At 70.1% G+C, this 15,586-nt stretch carries 15 protein-coding genes and 1 tRNA gene; 4 read left to right on the forward strand and 12 right to left on the reverse strand.

Annotation, left to right across the window (positions count from 1 at the left end):
- Positions 1-40: 40 nt before the first annotated feature.
- The gene (locus ACSHXC_RS24810; protein WP_438293700.1) at positions 41-1,528 is read left to right on the forward strand and encodes a cellulose binding domain-containing protein; all 1,488 of its coding nucleotides are present in this window, start codon (positions 41-43) and stop codon (positions 1,526-1,528) included.
- A gap of 72 nt (positions 1,529-1,600) precedes the next feature.
- Here the strand turns inward: ACSHXC_RS24810 and ACSHXC_RS24815 are convergent, their stop codons facing one another.
- The 6 genes from ACSHXC_RS24815 to ACSHXC_RS24840 all read right to left on the reverse strand — a co-directional run bounded on the left by ACSHXC_RS24815 (position 1,601) and on the right by ACSHXC_RS24840 (position 7,491).
- Positions 1,601-1,765, reverse strand: coding sequence for a hypothetical protein (locus ACSHXC_RS24815; protein ID WP_438293701.1), 165 nt, complete (start codon positions 1,763-1,765; stop codon positions 1,601-1,603).
- 37 nt (positions 1,766-1,802) lie between these two features.
- A complete protein-coding gene (locus ACSHXC_RS24820) occupies positions 1,803-2,567 on the reverse strand; it encodes a MerR family transcriptional regulator (protein ID WP_438293702.1) in 765 nt (254 codons plus the stop codon).
- A 171-nt stretch (positions 2,568-2,738) separates the two neighbouring features.
- Complete coding sequence (locus ACSHXC_RS24825) at positions 2,739-4,142, reverse strand: GH1 family beta-glucosidase (protein WP_438293703.1); 1,404 nt, start codon at positions 4,140-4,142, stop codon at positions 2,739-2,741.
- 174 nt (positions 4,143-4,316) lie between these two features.
- Positions 4,317-5,198: a carbohydrate ABC transporter permease gene (locus tag ACSHXC_RS24830; protein WP_438296806.1), complete on the reverse strand. Its 882-nt coding sequence runs from the start codon at positions 5,196-5,198 to the stop codon at positions 4,317-4,319.
- Positions 5,156-6,151, reverse strand: coding sequence for a carbohydrate ABC transporter permease (locus ACSHXC_RS24835; RefSeq protein WP_438293704.1), 996 nt, complete (start codon positions 6,149-6,151; stop codon positions 5,156-5,158). The genes ACSHXC_RS24830 and ACSHXC_RS24835 overlap by 43 nt, the downstream gene beginning before the upstream one ends.
- Positions 6,152-6,153: 2 nt before the next feature.
- Positions 6,154-7,491: an ABC transporter substrate-binding protein gene (locus ACSHXC_RS24840; protein WP_438293705.1), complete on the reverse strand. Its 1,338-nt coding sequence runs from the start codon at positions 7,489-7,491 to the stop codon at positions 6,154-6,156.
- A 233-nt stretch (positions 7,492-7,724) separates the two neighbouring features.
- Here ACSHXC_RS24840 and ACSHXC_RS24845 point away from each other — a divergent pair, with 233 nt between their 5' ends.
- Positions 7,725-8,756 carry a LacI family DNA-binding transcriptional regulator gene (locus ACSHXC_RS24845; protein ID WP_438293706.1) on the forward strand — a complete coding sequence of 344 codons (1,032 nt, stop codon included), beginning with the start codon at positions 7,725-7,727 and terminating at the stop codon, positions 8,754-8,756.
- A 102-nt stretch (positions 8,757-8,858) separates the two neighbouring features.
- Here ACSHXC_RS24845 and ACSHXC_RS24850 read toward each other — a convergent pair.
- The 4 genes from ACSHXC_RS24850 to ACSHXC_RS24865 all read right to left on the reverse strand — a co-directional run bounded on the left by ACSHXC_RS24850 (position 8,859) and on the right by ACSHXC_RS24865 (position 11,636).
- Positions 8,859-8,931 (reverse strand) — tRNA-His (locus ACSHXC_RS24850).
- Between the two features lie 133 nt (positions 8,932-9,064).
- Positions 9,065-9,667 (reverse strand): oligoribonuclease, encoded by a 603-nt coding sequence (gene orn / locus ACSHXC_RS24855; RefSeq protein ID WP_189968426.1) that lies wholly within the window; start codon positions 9,665-9,667, stop codon positions 9,065-9,067.
- Positions 9,668-9,677: 10 nt separating this feature from the next.
- The gene (locus ACSHXC_RS24860; RefSeq protein ID WP_438293707.1) at positions 9,678-10,928 is read right to left on the reverse strand and encodes a helix-turn-helix domain-containing protein; all 1,251 of its coding nucleotides are present in this window, start codon (positions 10,926-10,928) and stop codon (positions 9,678-9,680) included.
- Positions 10,929-11,315: 387 nt separating this feature from the next.
- The gene (locus ACSHXC_RS24865; protein WP_438293708.1) at positions 11,316-11,636 is read right to left on the reverse strand and encodes a hypothetical protein; all 321 of its coding nucleotides are present in this window, start codon (positions 11,634-11,636) and stop codon (positions 11,316-11,318) included.
- A 422-nt stretch (positions 11,637-12,058) separates the two neighbouring features.
- Between ACSHXC_RS24865 and ACSHXC_RS24870 the strand changes: the two genes are divergently transcribed.
- Both ACSHXC_RS24870 and ACSHXC_RS24875 read left to right on the forward strand, forming a co-directional pair.
- The gene (locus tag ACSHXC_RS24870) at positions 12,059-12,580 is read left to right on the forward strand and encodes a universal stress protein (protein WP_438293709.1); all 522 of its coding nucleotides are present in this window, start codon (positions 12,059-12,061) and stop codon (positions 12,578-12,580) included.
- 165 nt (positions 12,581-12,745) lie between these two features.
- Positions 12,746-13,315 carry a GPR1/FUN34/YaaH family transporter gene (locus ACSHXC_RS24875; protein WP_438293710.1) on the forward strand — a complete coding sequence of 190 codons (570 nt, stop codon included), beginning with the start codon at positions 12,746-12,748 and terminating at the stop codon, positions 13,313-13,315.
- A 93-nt stretch (positions 13,316-13,408) separates the two neighbouring features.
- Here the strand turns inward: ACSHXC_RS24875 and glmS are convergent, their stop codons facing one another.
- Both glmS and ACSHXC_RS24885 read right to left on the reverse strand, forming a co-directional pair.
- On the reverse strand, positions 13,409-15,226 hold the full coding sequence (glmS, locus tag ACSHXC_RS24880; protein ID WP_399490276.1) for a glutamine--fructose-6-phosphate transaminase (isomerizing): 1,818 nt from the start codon (positions 15,224-15,226) through the stop codon (positions 13,409-13,411).
- 56 nt (positions 15,227-15,282) lie between these two features.
- Positions 15,283-15,564, reverse strand: coding sequence for a hypothetical protein (locus ACSHXC_RS24885; RefSeq protein WP_053723696.1), 282 nt, complete (start codon positions 15,562-15,564; stop codon positions 15,283-15,285).
- Positions 15,565-15,586 lie beyond the last annotated feature (22 nt).

A 15,586-nucleotide genomic window follows, 5' to 3' on the forward strand; every position in this document is an offset into this window, starting at 1 on the left:
GCACCCCCGAATTCCCCCGCAACGCAGAGGCAGGCACGGCATGGGCAGCAGTACGCACCGGCGCAGGGCGAGTGGCAAGACCAAGGTGATCGGCGGGGTGGCCGCCGCCGCGGTCGTCGGCGGCGCGGCCTTCGCGCTCACCGGCACCGCGCAGGCCGCCTCGGTCGGCGCGGCGTACACCAGGACCAGTAGCTGGACCGGTGGTTACACCGGGCAGTACGTCATCACCAACGACACCGGCAAGACCCTCGCCGACTGGACCCTGGAGTTCGACCTCCCCGCCGGCACCACACTGTCCTCCCTCTGGAACGGCGACCAGACCGTCAAGGGCCAGCACGTCACCGTCAAGCCCCCGAGCTGGGACAAGGCCGGGCTCGCCGCGGGCAGGTCGGTCACCGTCGGCTTCGTCACGTCGGCCGGCGGCACCGCGGGCGACCCCACCGGCTGTCTCATCGACCAGGAGAAGTGCTCCGCCGACACCGGCGCCACCCCCAAGCCCAGCGGCCGCCCCACCGAACAGCCCACCCCCAGGCCGTCCCAGTCGGCGAGCACCAGGCCGACCGCCGAGCCCACGCCCTCCAAGTCGGCCACCGCGATACCCACCCCCACCAAGAGCACCGGCGGCGGAACCGCGACCGGCGCCGGGTTCGCCCCGTACGTCGACACCTCGCTCTATCCGACGTACGACCTCGCGGCCACCGCCGACAAGACCGGCGTCAAGCAGTTCAACCTCGCCTTCGTCACCTCCGGCGGCAGTTGCGCCCCGCTGTGGGGCGGCGTCACCGACCTCCCGGGTGACAAGGTCGCCTCGCAGATCGGCGCGCTGCGCGCCAAGGGCGGCGACGTCCGGGTCTCCTTCGGCGGCGCCTCCGGCTCCGAGCTCGGCCTCGTCTGCAAGAGCGCGGACGAACTGGCCGCCGCGTACGGCAAGGTCATCGACGCGTACAAGCTCACCAAGGTCGACTTCGACATCGAGGGCGCGGCCCTGCCCGACACCGGCGCCAACACCCGCCGCGCGCAGGCCATCGCGAAGCTCCAGCAGTCCCACCCCGGGCTCGACGTGTCGTTCACGCTGCCCGTGATGCCGGAGGGCCTCACCCAGCCCGGCGTCGACCTCGTCGCCGACGCCAAGAAGAACGGCGTCAAGGTCTCCGCCGTCAACATCATGGCGATGGACTACGGGCCCTCCTACAGCGGCGACATGGGCGACTACGCGATCCAGGCGGCCACCGCAACTCAGGCCCAGATCAAGGGAGTTCTGGGTCTTTCCGACGCCGCTGCCTGGAAGGCCGTGGCCGTCACGCCGATGATCGGCGTCAACGACGTCAACGTCGAGAAGTTCACCGTCGCCGACGCCACCAAGCTCGTGGACTTCGCCAAGTCCAAGGGGCTCGGCTGGCTCGCCATGTGGTCCGGCGCCCGCGACCAGCAGTGCCCCGGCGGCACCAAGGACTCCGCCGACCCGACCTGCTCGTCCATCGCCCAGGAGCCCCTCGCCTTCACCAAGGCCTTCGGCGCCTACAAGTAGCCACGCACAAGCAGACCCACTGACCAGCGTCCCGGCCGGATCGCACCTTCCCCCATGTCGGCCGGGGCGCGCTCAGTGCGTGGTGGACCTTCCGGCCGCCCTCGCCACCAGCGCCAGCACCCCCACCGCGATCACCACCGCGAGCACCACGCCCCACCCGAGCACCCCGAACCCCGCGAGCACGCACACCAGCGGCACGGTGATCAGCAGGAACGGCAACAGCGAGTACGTGTTCATCGTGTGCTTCTCCTTTCCGTCGTGTACTTCTCCTTCATCACTTCGGCCCCCCTCGGGCCGCGTCCAGGTAGTCCGTCAGGTCGTCCCACTGGCCCCGCTGTACCGACGCGTCCCCCGACAGCGCCCCCGGGTCCTCGCGCCACGCGGTCCGTACGCCCGCCGAGATCGTCCGGTCGCCGCCGCTGAACAGCGCGCCCAGCTCGTCCATCCGGGCCGCCAGCTTGCGTACGCGGGGATCGGTCGGCGGGGTCCCGGACACCCTCAACTCCTCGGCCCGCCGGTACAGTTCGGGCCACTCGACTTCCAGCAGGTAGTGCGCGGCCGGGCCGAGGGCCGCGGTGTGGGTGGCAAGGGCGCGCAGCTGGTCGTCGTCGAGGTGGCGGCGTACCGCCTGTTCGGCGGCGGGGCTCGCGGCGCCGGTGGCGCGCAGCGCGTCGAGGACCGCGGAGGTCGTCGGGGCCCGGCCGTCCGCCACCTCCTGCTCGATGTGCACGAGCCGGTCGCGCAGGCCGGTCAGCGCCGCCAGCTGCGCCTCGACGCTTTCGCGGTGGTCGCGCAGGACCCGCATCGGATCGACCCCGGAGTCCAGGCACACGGCGATGGTGTCGAGGCCGAGCCCCAGGCCGCGCAGGGCGAGCACCTGGTAGAGCCGTGCGATGTCGTCCTCGGTGTACTCCCGGTGCCCGCCCGGCGTACGGCGCGACGGCGAGAGCAGACCGATGGTGTCCCAGTGGTGCAGCGTGCGGACGGTGAGCCCACTGGCCTCGGCCAGGGGACCCACCTTCCAGGTGGATTCGCTCATGGAGCCACTGTGCGTCCTCACGCCGCGTGAGGTTCAAGCCCCGCTCGAACGGCGCGAGCCGCGCGAACGACTGGATTTCCGCACGGGCGAGCCTGGTCCTGGGCGCAGGGCTTCCTTACGTACGGCAGCGGAACCTGTGGAGGAGGTGCCCGCTGCCGCCCCGCCGCCGCGTCACACTTCCGGCAGTTCACCTGTCCGGGCCAGCTCCGCGTACCAGCGGGCGCTCGACTTCGGGGTGCGGGCCAGCGTCTCGTAGTCCACGTACACCGCGCCGAACCGCTTGCCGTACCCGTACGACCACTCGAAGTTGTCCATCAGCGACCAGAGGTAGTAGCCGCGTACATCCGCGCCCGCCTCCATCGCGCGGCGCACGACCGCGAGGTGGTCGCGCAGATAGCGGATGCGGTCCGGGTCGTGCACCGCGCCGTCGGGGCCGGGTCTGTCGTCGCAGGCCGCGCCGTTCTCGGTGACCAGGAGCGGCAGGCCGGGAGCCTCCTTCGTGTAGCGGAGCAGCAGGTCGTACAGGCCCGACGGGTCGATGGCCCAGCCCATCGCGGTGCGTTCGCCGGGAGGCTGGTGGAAGGCGACCGAGGCGGCGCCCGGCCACGGCGAGTGCGCGCTCGTGCCGTGGCCGTCGGCGCGGCTGTCCGCCCGGTCGGGCTCGGCGGCCGACACCAGGGACGTCGTGTAGTAGTTGAGCCCGAGCGCGTCGAGCGGCTGGTGGATCGCGCGGAGATCGCCGTCGTGCACGAAGGCCCAGTCGGTCACGGAGGCCGTGTCCGCGAACAGGTGCTCCGGGTACGCGCCGTGCAGCATCGGCCCGTGGAAGACGCCGTTGGCCAGGTCGTCGATCCGGCGGGCCGCCTCCAGGTCCGCCGGATCCTGCGAACGAGGCCTGACCACGGCCGAGTTGAGGCTGACCGCGATCTGGTTGCGGGCCGGCATCGCGGCCCGTAGCGCCGAAGTCGCCTGTCCGTGAGCCAGGTTGAGGTGATGGGCGGCCTGCAGAGAGGCCTCCGGACTGGTCCTCCCGGGCGCGTGCACCCCCGACCCGTACCCCAGGAATGCGCTGCACCAGGGCTCGTTGAGGGTGATCCACCGCTCGACCCGGTCGCCGAGCGCGGCCCCGACCAGGGCCGCGTACTCGGCGAAACGGCAGGCGGTGTCCCGGGCCGGCCAGCCGCCCGCGTCCTCCAGCTCCTGGGGCAGGTCCCAGTGGTAGAGGGTGAGCGCGGGCGCGATGCCCCGGTCGAGCAGCTCGTCGACCAGGCGCTGGTAGAAGTCGAGCCCGAGCTGGACGGCGGGCCCGCGGCCGGTGGGCTGCACCCGGGACCAGGAGACGGAGAAGCGGTACGAGGTGAGGCCGAGCTCCGCCATCAGCGCGACGTCCTCGCGCATGCGGTGGAAGTGGTCGACCGCGACATCACCGGTATCGCCACCGGCGGTCCGCCCCGGGGTGTGGCTGAAGGTGTCCCAGATGGACGGAGTACGCCCGCCCTCGGCCACCGCCCCCTCGATCTGATAGGCGGAGGTGGCAACGCCCCAGAGGAAGTCGGACGGAAATCGATCGGGCATGAGCACTCCAAAAGTGCGAAGGAACAAATGGAATTTGGCCCAACGGCCTTGGCGATGCACGCTGCGCAGACGAACCCTGCGAGGGGCGCGGGGCTGTGACACATATGCGGCTCCGCCGTGTGGGCGCGCTCGGCCCCCACCGGCCCGCAGGTGAAGCACACCCCGAAGCGCCCCTCACCCCTTGACCGCGCCCCGCATGATCCCGCCCACGATCTGCCGTCCGAACACCACGAACGCCACCAGCAGCGGCAGCGTGCCGAGGAGGGCGCCGGCCATGATGACCGACTGGTCGGGGATGTAGCCGCGGCCAAGGCCCGTCAGGGCCACCTGCACCGTGGGGCTGCCGTTCTGGGTCAGCGCGATGATCGGCCAGAAGAAGTCGTTCCAGGCCATCACGAACGTCAGCATCCCGAGCACCGCCATCGCGGGCCGGGCGACGGGGAACACGATGTGCCACACCACCCGCCAGCTGCTCGCCCCGTCCACCCGGGCGGCCTCGATCAGCTCGGTGGGCAGCGCCTCCATCAGGTACTGCCGCATGAAGAACACCCCGAACGCGCTGACCAGGGTAGGCAGGATGACGGCCTGGAGCTGGTCGGTCCAGGACAGCTCGGCCACCAGCATGTACAGCGGTACGACGCTGAGCTGCGGCGGCACCATCATCGTGCCGATCACCAGGAGCAGCAGCAGGTTCTTGAAGCGGAAGCGCAGCTTGGCGAAGGCGAAGCCGGCCAGCGTGGAGAAGAACACCGTGCCCGCCGCGATCGAGCCCGCCACGACCGTCGTGTTGAGCAGTGCCGTGCCCATGTTGGCGTCGGTCCAGGCGATCCGGAGATTCCTGAACAGGTGGGAGCCGAACCAGAACGGCGGGGGCGTCTGGGCCAGCCTGGTGTTGGTGCGGGAGGCGGCCACCGCCGTCCAGATCAGCGGGAAGAGCGATCCGGCGGTGAACACGATCAGGACGGCGTAGGTGAGGCGGCCGTCGTGCAGCTGGCGGCCGGCACGCTGGGCTCTCAACTCGTCATCCCCTTGCGCAGCTTGTGGGAGATGAGCCAGTTCACCGCGCCGACGAGGAGCAGGATCAGGAACATCGCCCAGGCGATCGCCGAGGCCCGGCCGAGGTGCAGATTCACCCAGCCCTGTTCGTACAGGTAGAGGCCGAGCGTCTGGAACTGGTGGTCCGAGCCGCCGGTGGCGCCCGCGGAGCCGTTGAACAGGAGCGGCTCGCCGAACAGCTGGGTCGCGCCGATCGTCGAGACGACGGCGGTGAACAGGATGGTCGGCCGCAGCGACGGGATCGTCACATGGCGGAACTGCTGCCACCGAGAGGCCCCGTCGAGGGCGGCGGACTCGTACAGGTCGGCGGACACCGCCTGCATCGCGGCCAGGTAGATCAGCGCGTTGTAGCCGGTCCAGCGCCAGACGACGATGGTGGACACGGCGAGCTGCGAGCTCCAGCCGCCGTTCTGCCAGTCGATGTGATCGAACCCGACGAGCCCGAGCGCCCAGTTGACCATCCCGTAGTCGCGCCCGAAGAGCAGCACGAACACCAGGGTCGCGGCCGCCACGCTGGTGGCGTACGGGGTGAGGACGGCGACCCGGAAGAACATCGAGCCGCGCAGCTTGTAGTTGAGCAGATGCGCGATGCCGAGCGCGATGAGCAGTTGCGGCACGGTGGAGAGAATGCCGATGGTGAAGGTGTTCTTCAGCGCGTTCCAGAAGAAGTCGTCCGAGAGCAGCCGCGAGAAGTTCCTGAGGCCCACCCATGTCATGTCGTTCGGCGAGGTCAGCTCGACCTGGTGCAGCGAGGCCCAGCCCGTATAGAGGAGCGGGAAGAGGCCGAAGGCCGCGAAGAACAGGAAGAAGGGCGCGATGAACGCGTACGGGCTCCAGCGCACATCGCGCCGGTAGCGGCGGCTGCGCCGCTCGTCCGCCCGGGCCCGGGCGGGGGCCGTGCTCTCCTGCCCGGGAGTGGGGGAGGGCACGGCGGCCGTGGTGTCGCTCGCCATCGTCACTGGTCCAGCGCGTTGTCGATCGCCTTCACCGCGGCATCCCAGCCCTGCTGCGGCGACTTGCCCTTCTGCTCGACCTGGAGCATGCCGATGTCGGAGAGGTTCTGCTGGATGATCTGGTCCTTCGGGCCGAGGGTCTGCACCGGGGTGCCCTCGGCGGCCCGCGCGAAGATCTGGCCGATGGGCGCGTTCCCGAAGTAGGCGTGCTTGGCGTCCGCCACCGCGGGCAGCCCGTACGCCGCCTTGGCGCTCGGGAAGCTGCCGCGCTTCGCGAACAGGACGGCCTGCTGGGCGGGCGCGGTCAGCCAGGCGGCGAGCTTGGCGGCCTCCGCCTTGTGCGGGCCGGCCGAGGGCACGGTGAGGAAGGAGCCGCCCCAGTTGGACGGCTTGGGGGCCGCGGCCACGTCCCACTGGTCCTTGCCGGCGGCACCCGCCTTGTCCTGGATGTAGCCGAGCATCCACGCCGGGCAGGACACGGTGGCGAAGGAGGCGTTGGCGAAGCCCTGGTCCCAGGTCGGCTGGAACTGCTGGAGCTTGGCGGTGAGCCCGCCGGCCGCGAACGCGCTCGCGATGTCCCAGGCCTGCTTCACCGCCGGGTTGTCCTTGTAGACGACCTTGCCGGAGGCGTCGTAATAGCGGGTGGCGCTGGACCCGGTGATCGAGTTCAGCACTCCGGAGGCGGAGTCCACGAACGCGGTGCCCGCCGGGGCCTTCGCCTTGTACTGCCGCCCCGCCTCCAGATACCTGTTCCAGTCGCCCGCCCACAGCTTGCCCACGGCATCCCGGTCGGTGGGCAGACCGGCCTTGGCGAACAGGTCCTTGCGGTAGCAGATGCCGGTCGGCCCGGTGTCGGTGCCGAGCCCCACCGTCTTGTTGTCCTTGGCGGTTCCCTCGGCCCACTTCCACGGCAGGAAGTCGGCCTTGTTCACGCCGGGCGCCCTGGACAGGTCCTCCAGCTTGCCGCTCTGGGTGGCGGTGACCTCGGCGATGTTGCTGACCTCGACGGCCTGGATGTCGGCGAGCCCGCTGCCCGAGCCGAGGTGGGTCAGGAGCTGCGGGTAGTAGTTCTCGTTCCGCTCGATCGAGGTCTGTTTGATCTCGATGTCCGGGTGGAGCTTCATGTACGCGTCGTAGAGCCCGGCCTCCTTCAGGCCGAACGCGCCGAAGACGCCGACGGTGAGGGTGGTCTTCGCGCCGCCCCCACCGCCTCCTCCCGCCGTCGAGCCGTCGGCCGCCGAGGTGCCGTCGTCGGCGCAACCGGCGAGCACCCCGGTGCCGAGCGCGGCCACGGCCGCGAGGGCCGCGAGCCGCCTGGACATACGTGTACGCGTGCGCATGGCTTCCTCCAACTGTCGTCCGGGCCACGCCGGTTGAGGCGCGTCGGCGCGGGCGGAAGGGATGCGAAAGGTGTAGGGACATACTAGGGTGGGAGCGCTCCCAGCCGTGATGTGTTGAAGGGTTGCGGCTCCCTGTTGGACTGTCAAGGGACCGCGCAATGGCAGAGGATGACGTTCCCCGCCCGGCCGGGGCTGTTACTTTCACCGGAGTTGCGCGAGTTGGGGAGGCAGACGTGACAGCAGCCCGCACGGCCAAGGGGCGCGGCGCCGGACGGCCCACGCTCGAAGAAGTGGCGGCCAGGGCCGGAGTCGGCCGGGGCACCGTGTCCCGGGTGGTCAACGGCTCGCCCCGGGTCAGCGACGAGACCCGGGCCGCCGTCGAAGCCGCCGTCGCCGAACTCGGCTACGTACCCAACCGGGCCGCCCGCGCCCTCGCCGCCAACCGCACCGACGCCATAGCCCTGGTCGTCCCCGAGCCCGAGGCCCGCTTCTTCGCCGAGCCGTACTTCTCCGACATCGTGCGCGGGGTGGGCGCGGCCCTGGCCGACACCGAGATGCAGCTCCTGCTGACCCTGGTCAGCGGCGACCGCGAGCGGCGCAGGCTCGCCCAGTACCTCGCCTCGCACCGCGTCGACGGCGTCCTGCTCGTCTCCGTGCACGCCGACGACCCGCTGCCCGAGCTGCTCGAACAGCTCGGCATCCCCGTCGTCATCAGCGGCCGCCGCCGCGAGGACGAGCCGCTCGCCTCGGTCGACTCCGACAATTACGAGGGCGCCCGCGCCGCCGTCGCCCACCTCGTCGCCCGGGGCCGGCGCTCCATAGCGACGATCACCGGACCGCTCGACGTGTACGGAGCCCGCCGCCGCCTCGACGGCTACCGGGCGGCCCTGGCGGAGGCGGGCCTCGGCGAACTGGCCGCGCACGGCGACTTCACCGAGGAGGGCGGCCGCCGCGCGATGACCGAGCTCCTGCAACGCGCCCCGCACCTCGACGCCGTCTTCGCCGCATCCGACGTCATGGCCTCCGGCGCCCGCCAGATCCTGCGCGAGGACGGCCGCCGCATCCCCGAGGACACGGCCCTGGTCGGCTTCGACGACTCGGTGATAGCCCGCCACATGGACCCGCCGCTGACCAGCGTGCGCCAGCCGATAGAGGAGATGGGCCGCGCGATGGCCGAACTGCTCCTCGCCGAGATCACCGCCACCGAACCGGCCCGCCCGAGCCTGGTCCTGCCCACGGAACTCGTCGTACGGGCCTCGTCGTGAAAAGGGGTGCCGAAAAAAGAAGCGTCGAAGGGCCGGAACATGCAGACCGGAACATGAAAGAAGGCCCGAACCGCTTGCGCGGCCCGGGCCTTCTTTCATCAGGGTGAGTAACGGGACTCGAACCCGCGACATCCTGGACCACAACCAGGTGCTCTACCAGCTGAGCTATACCCACCATGCATGACCGGACTGTTGTGGTCTTGGGAAGTCCCTGGGGGCTTCCCTACCGGCCGAGAAAAAGTGTACAGGGTCCGGGAGGGTGCTCGCGCACATGTTTCGGGGCACCCTCCCGGACCCCCTGCGAAGGGCTACTCCGCAGGCAGGACGTACTTCGCCGCGATGGCCTTCGCGGTGTCCGAATCCGGGCCCGGCTGCGGCACGAAGACCGCCTCCCGGTAGTAGCGGAGCTCCGCGATGGATTCACGGATGTCCGCGAGCGCCCGGTGGTTCCCGTTCTTGTCCGGGCTGTTGAAGTACGCCCGCGGATACCAGCGGCGGGCGAGCTCCTTCACGGAGGAGACGTCCACGATCCGGTAGTGGAGGTGCGACTCCAGCTTCGGCATGTCCCGCAGCAGGAATCCGCGGTCGGTGCCGACCGAGTTTCCGCACAGCGGCGCCTTGCCCGGCTCCTTGACGTGCTCACGTACGTACGCGAGGACCTGCTCCTCGGCGTCGGCCAGCGTGGTGCCGCCGGCCAGCTCGTCGAGGAGCCCGGAGGCGGTGTGCATGGTGCGCACCACCTCCGGCATGGTCTCCAGCGCGGCGTCCGGGGGACGGATCACGATGTCCACCCCTTCGCCGAGTACGTTCAGCTCCGAGTCGGTGACCAGTGCGGCCACCTCGATGAGTGCGTCGTCCGTCAGCGAGAGCCCGGTCATCTCGCAGTCGATCCACACCATGCGGTCGTTCATGTGTCTTACCCTACGGGGCGCTCCGCTGACCGGGCAGACTCGGACGGCCACCGGTGTAGCCGGAGGCGTACAGATCGGAGCTGGGTTTTCCCGGCTCCGCCGTGGTGTGCGAGGTCGCACCCGGCCCCAGCACCGCGCTGGCCGCCGCCGTCCGCCGGGCCTGGGGGAGCGCCTGGGGCGGAACGGTTTCCGGCACCGGAGCCGGCATGGGCACCGCGATGGGGCCCGCGCTGGGTTCCGGTTGCGGCCGCCGTGCCCGGTAGGCCGCCCGGTAGGACGCCGGGGACGAGCCGAGCTGGCGGCGGAAGTGCCCGCGCAGCGCGACCGGGGAGCGGAAGCCGCAGCGGCCCGCCACCTCGTCCACGGAGTAGTCGGACGTCTCCAGCAGGCGCTGGGCCTGCAGGACCCGCTGGGTGATCAGCCACTGGAGGGGGGCCGATCCGGTCAGCGAGCGGAAACGACGGTCGAAGGTGCGGCGGCTCATGTACGCCCGCGCGGCCAGGGTCTCCACGTCGAACTGCTCGTGGAGGTGCTCCAGCGCCCAGGCGACGACCTCGGCCAGCGGGTCGGAGCCGATCTCCTCAGGTAAAGACCTGTCGAGATAGCGCTCCTGCCCGCCGCTGCGGCGCGGCGGCACGACCAGCCGGCGGGCCAGCGCGCCGGCCGCCTCACTGCCGTGGTCCGTCCGCACGATGTGGAGACAGAGATCGATTCCGGCCGCGGTTCCGGCCGAGGTGAGGACGTCCCCGTCGTCGACGAAGAGCTCCCTCGGGTCCACATGTACTGATGGATAGCGTTTGGCCAGTGTCGGCGCGTACATCCAGTGCGTCGTCGCCGGACGGCCGTCCAGAAGACCGGCCGCGGCGAGCACGAACGCGCCGGTGCACAGCCCGACGATCCTTGCCCCTTCCTCGTGTGCCCGGCGCAGCGCCTCAAGCGCGGCTGCCGGGGGCGGCGAGGTGATGGAACGCCACGCGGGCACCACCACTGTTCCCGCCCTGCTGATTGCTTCCAGACCGTAGGGCGCGGTGAGTTCGAGTCCCCCTGTGGTCCGCAGGGGTCCTTCCTCACCGGCACACACCAGCAGTCTGTAACGCGGAACTCCCGCGTCCTGACGGTCGATTCCGAACACGGAGAGCGGAATGGAACTTTCGAAGATGGGGCCGCCACTGAACAGCAGTACGGCGACGACTTCCCGGCGTCGGCGGCCGGCCAGCTTCCTTGCGGTCTCCGGTGATGCGGCAGCGGAGTCCTGGCTCATGGCGCTAAGCCCCCCTCGGTGTTCGCGGCTCCCCGTTCTTGTCGGGCCTGTCGCTCCTGCACTTTTCCCCTCGGTTTTGCACGAGTCCCCAGCCTTCGATACGCATGATCGAATCTACTGCGTCCCGTGGCGCCGGCGTGACAAGTCCGGCACCCAGCGCTATGTCGACAAGGCAACTTGGCGCGAAGCTTTCGATCACGAAGCGTTTCACCCGCGGGCCCCGCAGGGGAAGTGCGCCTCATGGGGATGGCCCGTACCCGTATGGTGCCAGAGGCCGCAATGGTCCTTTCTTCCCTGGTGGCAAGGGGGTTGGCAGGCCATTTGGCCAAGGAATCCGCCACCGGGGGAAGTTGGCCGAAAACATACGGGTCCTGGTGTGCGAACGACTCACCCCTCGGGTGTACATCCCCCTCGGTGACGCCCGCCGCGATGCGGCGCGGGAGCCGGCCGGGCGTGCCGTCCGGACGGCGGAAGCGGCGGCCGCGCCCGTTCCTCGGCGGCCGCCCGCTCGGACTGGCGGAGCAGCAGCCGGCACACCGCGGTCACGGCCGTCAGGCCCAGGGCGGAGCCCGCCGCCCCCGCGAACGAGGACCCGTACACGATGAGCACCACGGGTACGAGGACACAGCTGAAGGCGGCCCAGCGGACGACGTCGCCCGCCGGGTCGGCCGGGGGCCGGGCGGCGGCCCAGAGTGGTTCGGTGTTCACGGACCGGTTGGTACGTACGGATTCAGCCGGGGACGATACTCCGGGCGGGCGGTGACGGGGGCCGGGCGGCGCGGCCGGGGGAGCGGGCACGAGGGGGTGCTTCCTGATCGGGGTCGGGCGAGATCACGCCTCTAACGCGGAAGCGGTCGGTCCAGTAACTGAAAGATCATCGGTGCGGCGGCGGAGACCGGCCGCGGGGACCGCTGTAGAGGGCACCGGGCATTGCCATCCGGGGCGGGCTCGTGCATGCTCCGGGGAACGCCGAGTAGGTTCGGCGGCTCTGGGCAGGAGAGGAGTGTCGCCGTACCCTTGGGGGTATGGGGTTGGGAAGATGATTCCCGGACACAGCTCCGCCGCCGACTCGTTGTTGCTCACTTGTCCCCGCTGTCCCCCGACTGAGGACCTCCTTCGCCGAGACACCCATGGCCGGTCACGAATTCTCCGAACCCGCGGACCGCAAGCAGGTAGCCGACCCCACGTCGGACCTCCAAGCGGCGACAGAACCACGACACTCCTGCGATCCCGCATTCCGGCACGGCGTCGTCGTCGGCTTCGACGGCTCGACGTCCAGTGAACGGGCTCTCGCCTACGCCATCGGCATGGCCAAGCGGTCCGGCTCAGGGCTGATCATCGTCCATGTCGCCAACCGGCTCCCCACCACGGTGTGGGCGGGCTGTGAGCCGCCGGTCTTCGTCGATGTCCCCGACCACCGCACCGAGGTGCTCGGGCTCGAACTCGCCTGTGCCGACTATCTCGCCGAGGTCCCCTGGATCCTCGTCGAGCGCGGTGGCGACATCTGCCACGAACTGGAAGAAGTCGGGCGCGAGTATGCAGCGGACGCCATCGTCGTCGGCTCCACGCACGGCATCGTCGGGCGGATCTTCGGCTCGGTCGCCGGCCGCCTCGCGCGGCGTGCGCAGCGCCCCGTCGTCGTCATCCCGTAATCGGGCGTTGTCCCAGTTGAGACCGGCGTGATGTTTCGCTGATGAAGCGTCAACTCCCTTTGTGCGCAGGCGAATCTACCGATGCGTAGGGGTGGATTGTGCCCTTGTGAAGGGTAGATAAAGGTCGCTGGGAAGCAGCACAACTGCACATGAAGGGAGCCCGCCGTGGACAACGAAGTTCCCGCGGGAAGCACCACCTCCACTCTCGGTCACCTCGCACTCGGACTCACTCTGCTGGCCTTCGGCCTCGGCAACACCCGTGTGATCGACGGCGTGACGGTGGCCGACTCGGTCTCGATCGCGACCTACGTCGGCGGCATCGGCCTGTTCGTCCTCGGCGTCCTCGCCTTCCGCGATCAGGACGCGTTCACCGGCACCGCCTTCGCCGGCCTGGGCGCCTTCTGGTTCACCTGGGCCGCGGGCGCGAACACCAAGTTCTCGGCCAACGCGGCCGGCCTCTTCCTGGTCCTCTTCGCACTCCTGGCGCTGAGCCTGGCGGCGGGTTCGGCAGGCACCGGACTCTTCAGGCAGGGCACGTACGGACTGCTCTTCCTCGCCCTGGTGCTCATGGCCATCGGCCAGTTCGCCGACAGCTCCTCGCTCGGCAAGGTGGCCGGCTGGGTGGCCACGGTCGCGGGCGCCGCGGCCTGGTACGGGGCGACGGCCTCGCTCGCCAAATGGCCCACCGCCCTGCCCCGACGCGCTGCCGGCCGGGGGGTGACGGCCACCGGCTGAACGGCAGCCGCAGGCCGGTGCCTGGGCAGCACCGGCACGCAGAAGGGCGACCCCCGCCGATGAGCAGGGGTCGCCCTTTTCTGTGCGCAGGGACTACTCGACCGTGACCGACTTGGCCAGGTTGCGCGGCTTGTCGATGTCGCGGCCCATCGCCAACGCCGTGTGGTAGGCGAAGAGTTGGAGCGGGATGCCCATGAGGATCGGGTCCAGCTCGTTCTCGTTCTTCGGTACGACGATGGTGTGGTCGGCCTTCTCCTGGTTCTGGTGCGCGACCGCGAGGATGCGGCCGCTGCGGGCCTTGATCTCCTCCAGGGCGGCGCGGTTCTTCTCCAGGAGGTCGTCGTCCGGGACGATGGCGACCGTCGGCAGCGCGGGCTCGATCAGCGCGAGCGGGCCGTGCTTCAGCTCGGAGGCGGGGTAGGCCTCGGCGTGGATGTAGGAGATCTCCTTGAGCTTCAGGGAGGCCTCCAGGGCGACCGGGTAGCCGCGCACGCGCCCGATGAACATCATCGACTGGGCGCCCGCGTACTCCTTGGCCAGCTTCTCGATCTCCGGCTCCATGGCCAGGATCTCCTCGATCTGGCCGGGCAGCTTGCGCAGGCCCTCGATGATCCGCTTGCCGTCGGCCACCGACAGGTCGCGGATCCGGCCGAGGTGCAGCGCGAGCAGCGCGAACGCGACGACCGTGTTGGTGAAGCACTTGGTGGAGACGACGCAGACCTCGGGCCCGGCGTGCACGTAGGTGCCGCCGTCCGCCTCGCGGGCGATCGCCGAACCGACCACGTTCACGACGCCGAGCACGCGGGCGCCCTTGCGCTTGAGCTCCTGCACCGCCGCGAGCACGTCGTACGTCTCACCGGACTGGGAGACCGCGATGTACAGGGTGTCGGGGTCCACGACCGGGTTGCGGTAGCGGAACTCGGAGGCCGGCTCGGCGTCCGCGGGGATGCGGGCCAGCTCCTCGATGAGGCCGGCGCCGATCAGACCCGCGTGGTACGAGGTGCCACAGCCGAGGATCTTGATGCGGCGCACACCGCGCGCCTCGCGGGCGTCCAGGTTCAGGCCACCGAGGTGAACGGTGGAGAACCGGTCGTCGATGCGGCCGCGAAGGACGCGGTCGACGGCCTCGGCCTGCTCGCTCATCTCCTTGTGCATGTACGTGTCGTGGCCGCCCATGTCGTAGGAGGCGGCCTCCCACTCGACGGTCTCGGGGGTGGTGTTGGTGAGCGTGCCCGAGGTCGTGTACGTCCGGAAGTCGTCGGCCTTCAGGGTCGCCATCTCGCCGTCGTTGAGGGTGACGACCTGGCGGGTATGGGCGATCAGCGCGGCGACGTCGGAGGCGACGAGCATCTCCTTCTCGCCAATGCCGAGGATGACCGGGGAGCCGTTGCGGGCGACCACGATGCGGTCGGCGAAGTCGGCGTGCATCACGGCGATGCCGTAGGTGCCCTCGATGACCTTGAGCGCCTCGCGGACCTTCTCCTCCAGGGAGTCGGCCTGGGAGCGGGCGATCAGGTGGGTGATGACCTCGGTGTCGGTCTCGGAGGCGAAGACGACGCCCTCGGCCTCCAGCTTGGCGCGCAGCTCGGCGGCGTTGTCGACGATGCCGTTGTGGACGACCGCGACCTTGTTCTCGGGGTCGAGGTGCGGGTGCGAGTTCAGGTCGGAGGGGGCGCCGTGGGTGGCCCAGCGGGTGTGGGCGATGCCCGTGGTGCCGGCGAAGCGCTTGGGGACGCGGGCCTCCAGGTCGCGGACGCGGCCCTTGGCCTTGACCATCTTCAGGGCCCCGGACTTGGGGGTGTTGACGACCATGCCCGCGGAGTCGTAACCCCGGTACTCCAGTCGCTGCAGGCCTTCCAGCAGCAGCGGAGCCACGTCACGCTTGCCGATATAACCAACGATTCCGCACATAGAGTCTCTGCCCCTCCATCAATGTACAAAAGTTTCCGCGGTGCTGCGAAGCCTGCTCAGCCGTAGACGATGCGGCGCAGCTGCCGGAGCGAGAGCTCCGGTGGCGCCACGGCGCGGTGCGGCAGCTCTGCCGCGATCCGCTCGAAGATCTCCGCGTTCACCGCGCCCCCGGACTGCAGTTCACGGTGGCGCCGGCGGACGAATTCCTCGCACGTCTCGTCGAAGTACGCCAGCACCTCAAGAACCACCCGGGCCGCTTCACCGCGCTGGAGCGCGGTGCTGCGCACCAGATGATCTACGAGGTCGTCGTGGGACGACGGGTTGCGGCGTTCGAGCACCCGTCGATATTGCGGGCTATCG

It is taken from the genome of Streptomyces sp. HUAS TT7 (assembly GCF_051550175.1).
In the GTDB taxonomy this organism is placed as follows: Bacteria; Actinomycetota; Actinomycetes; order Streptomycetales; family Streptomycetaceae; genus Streptomyces.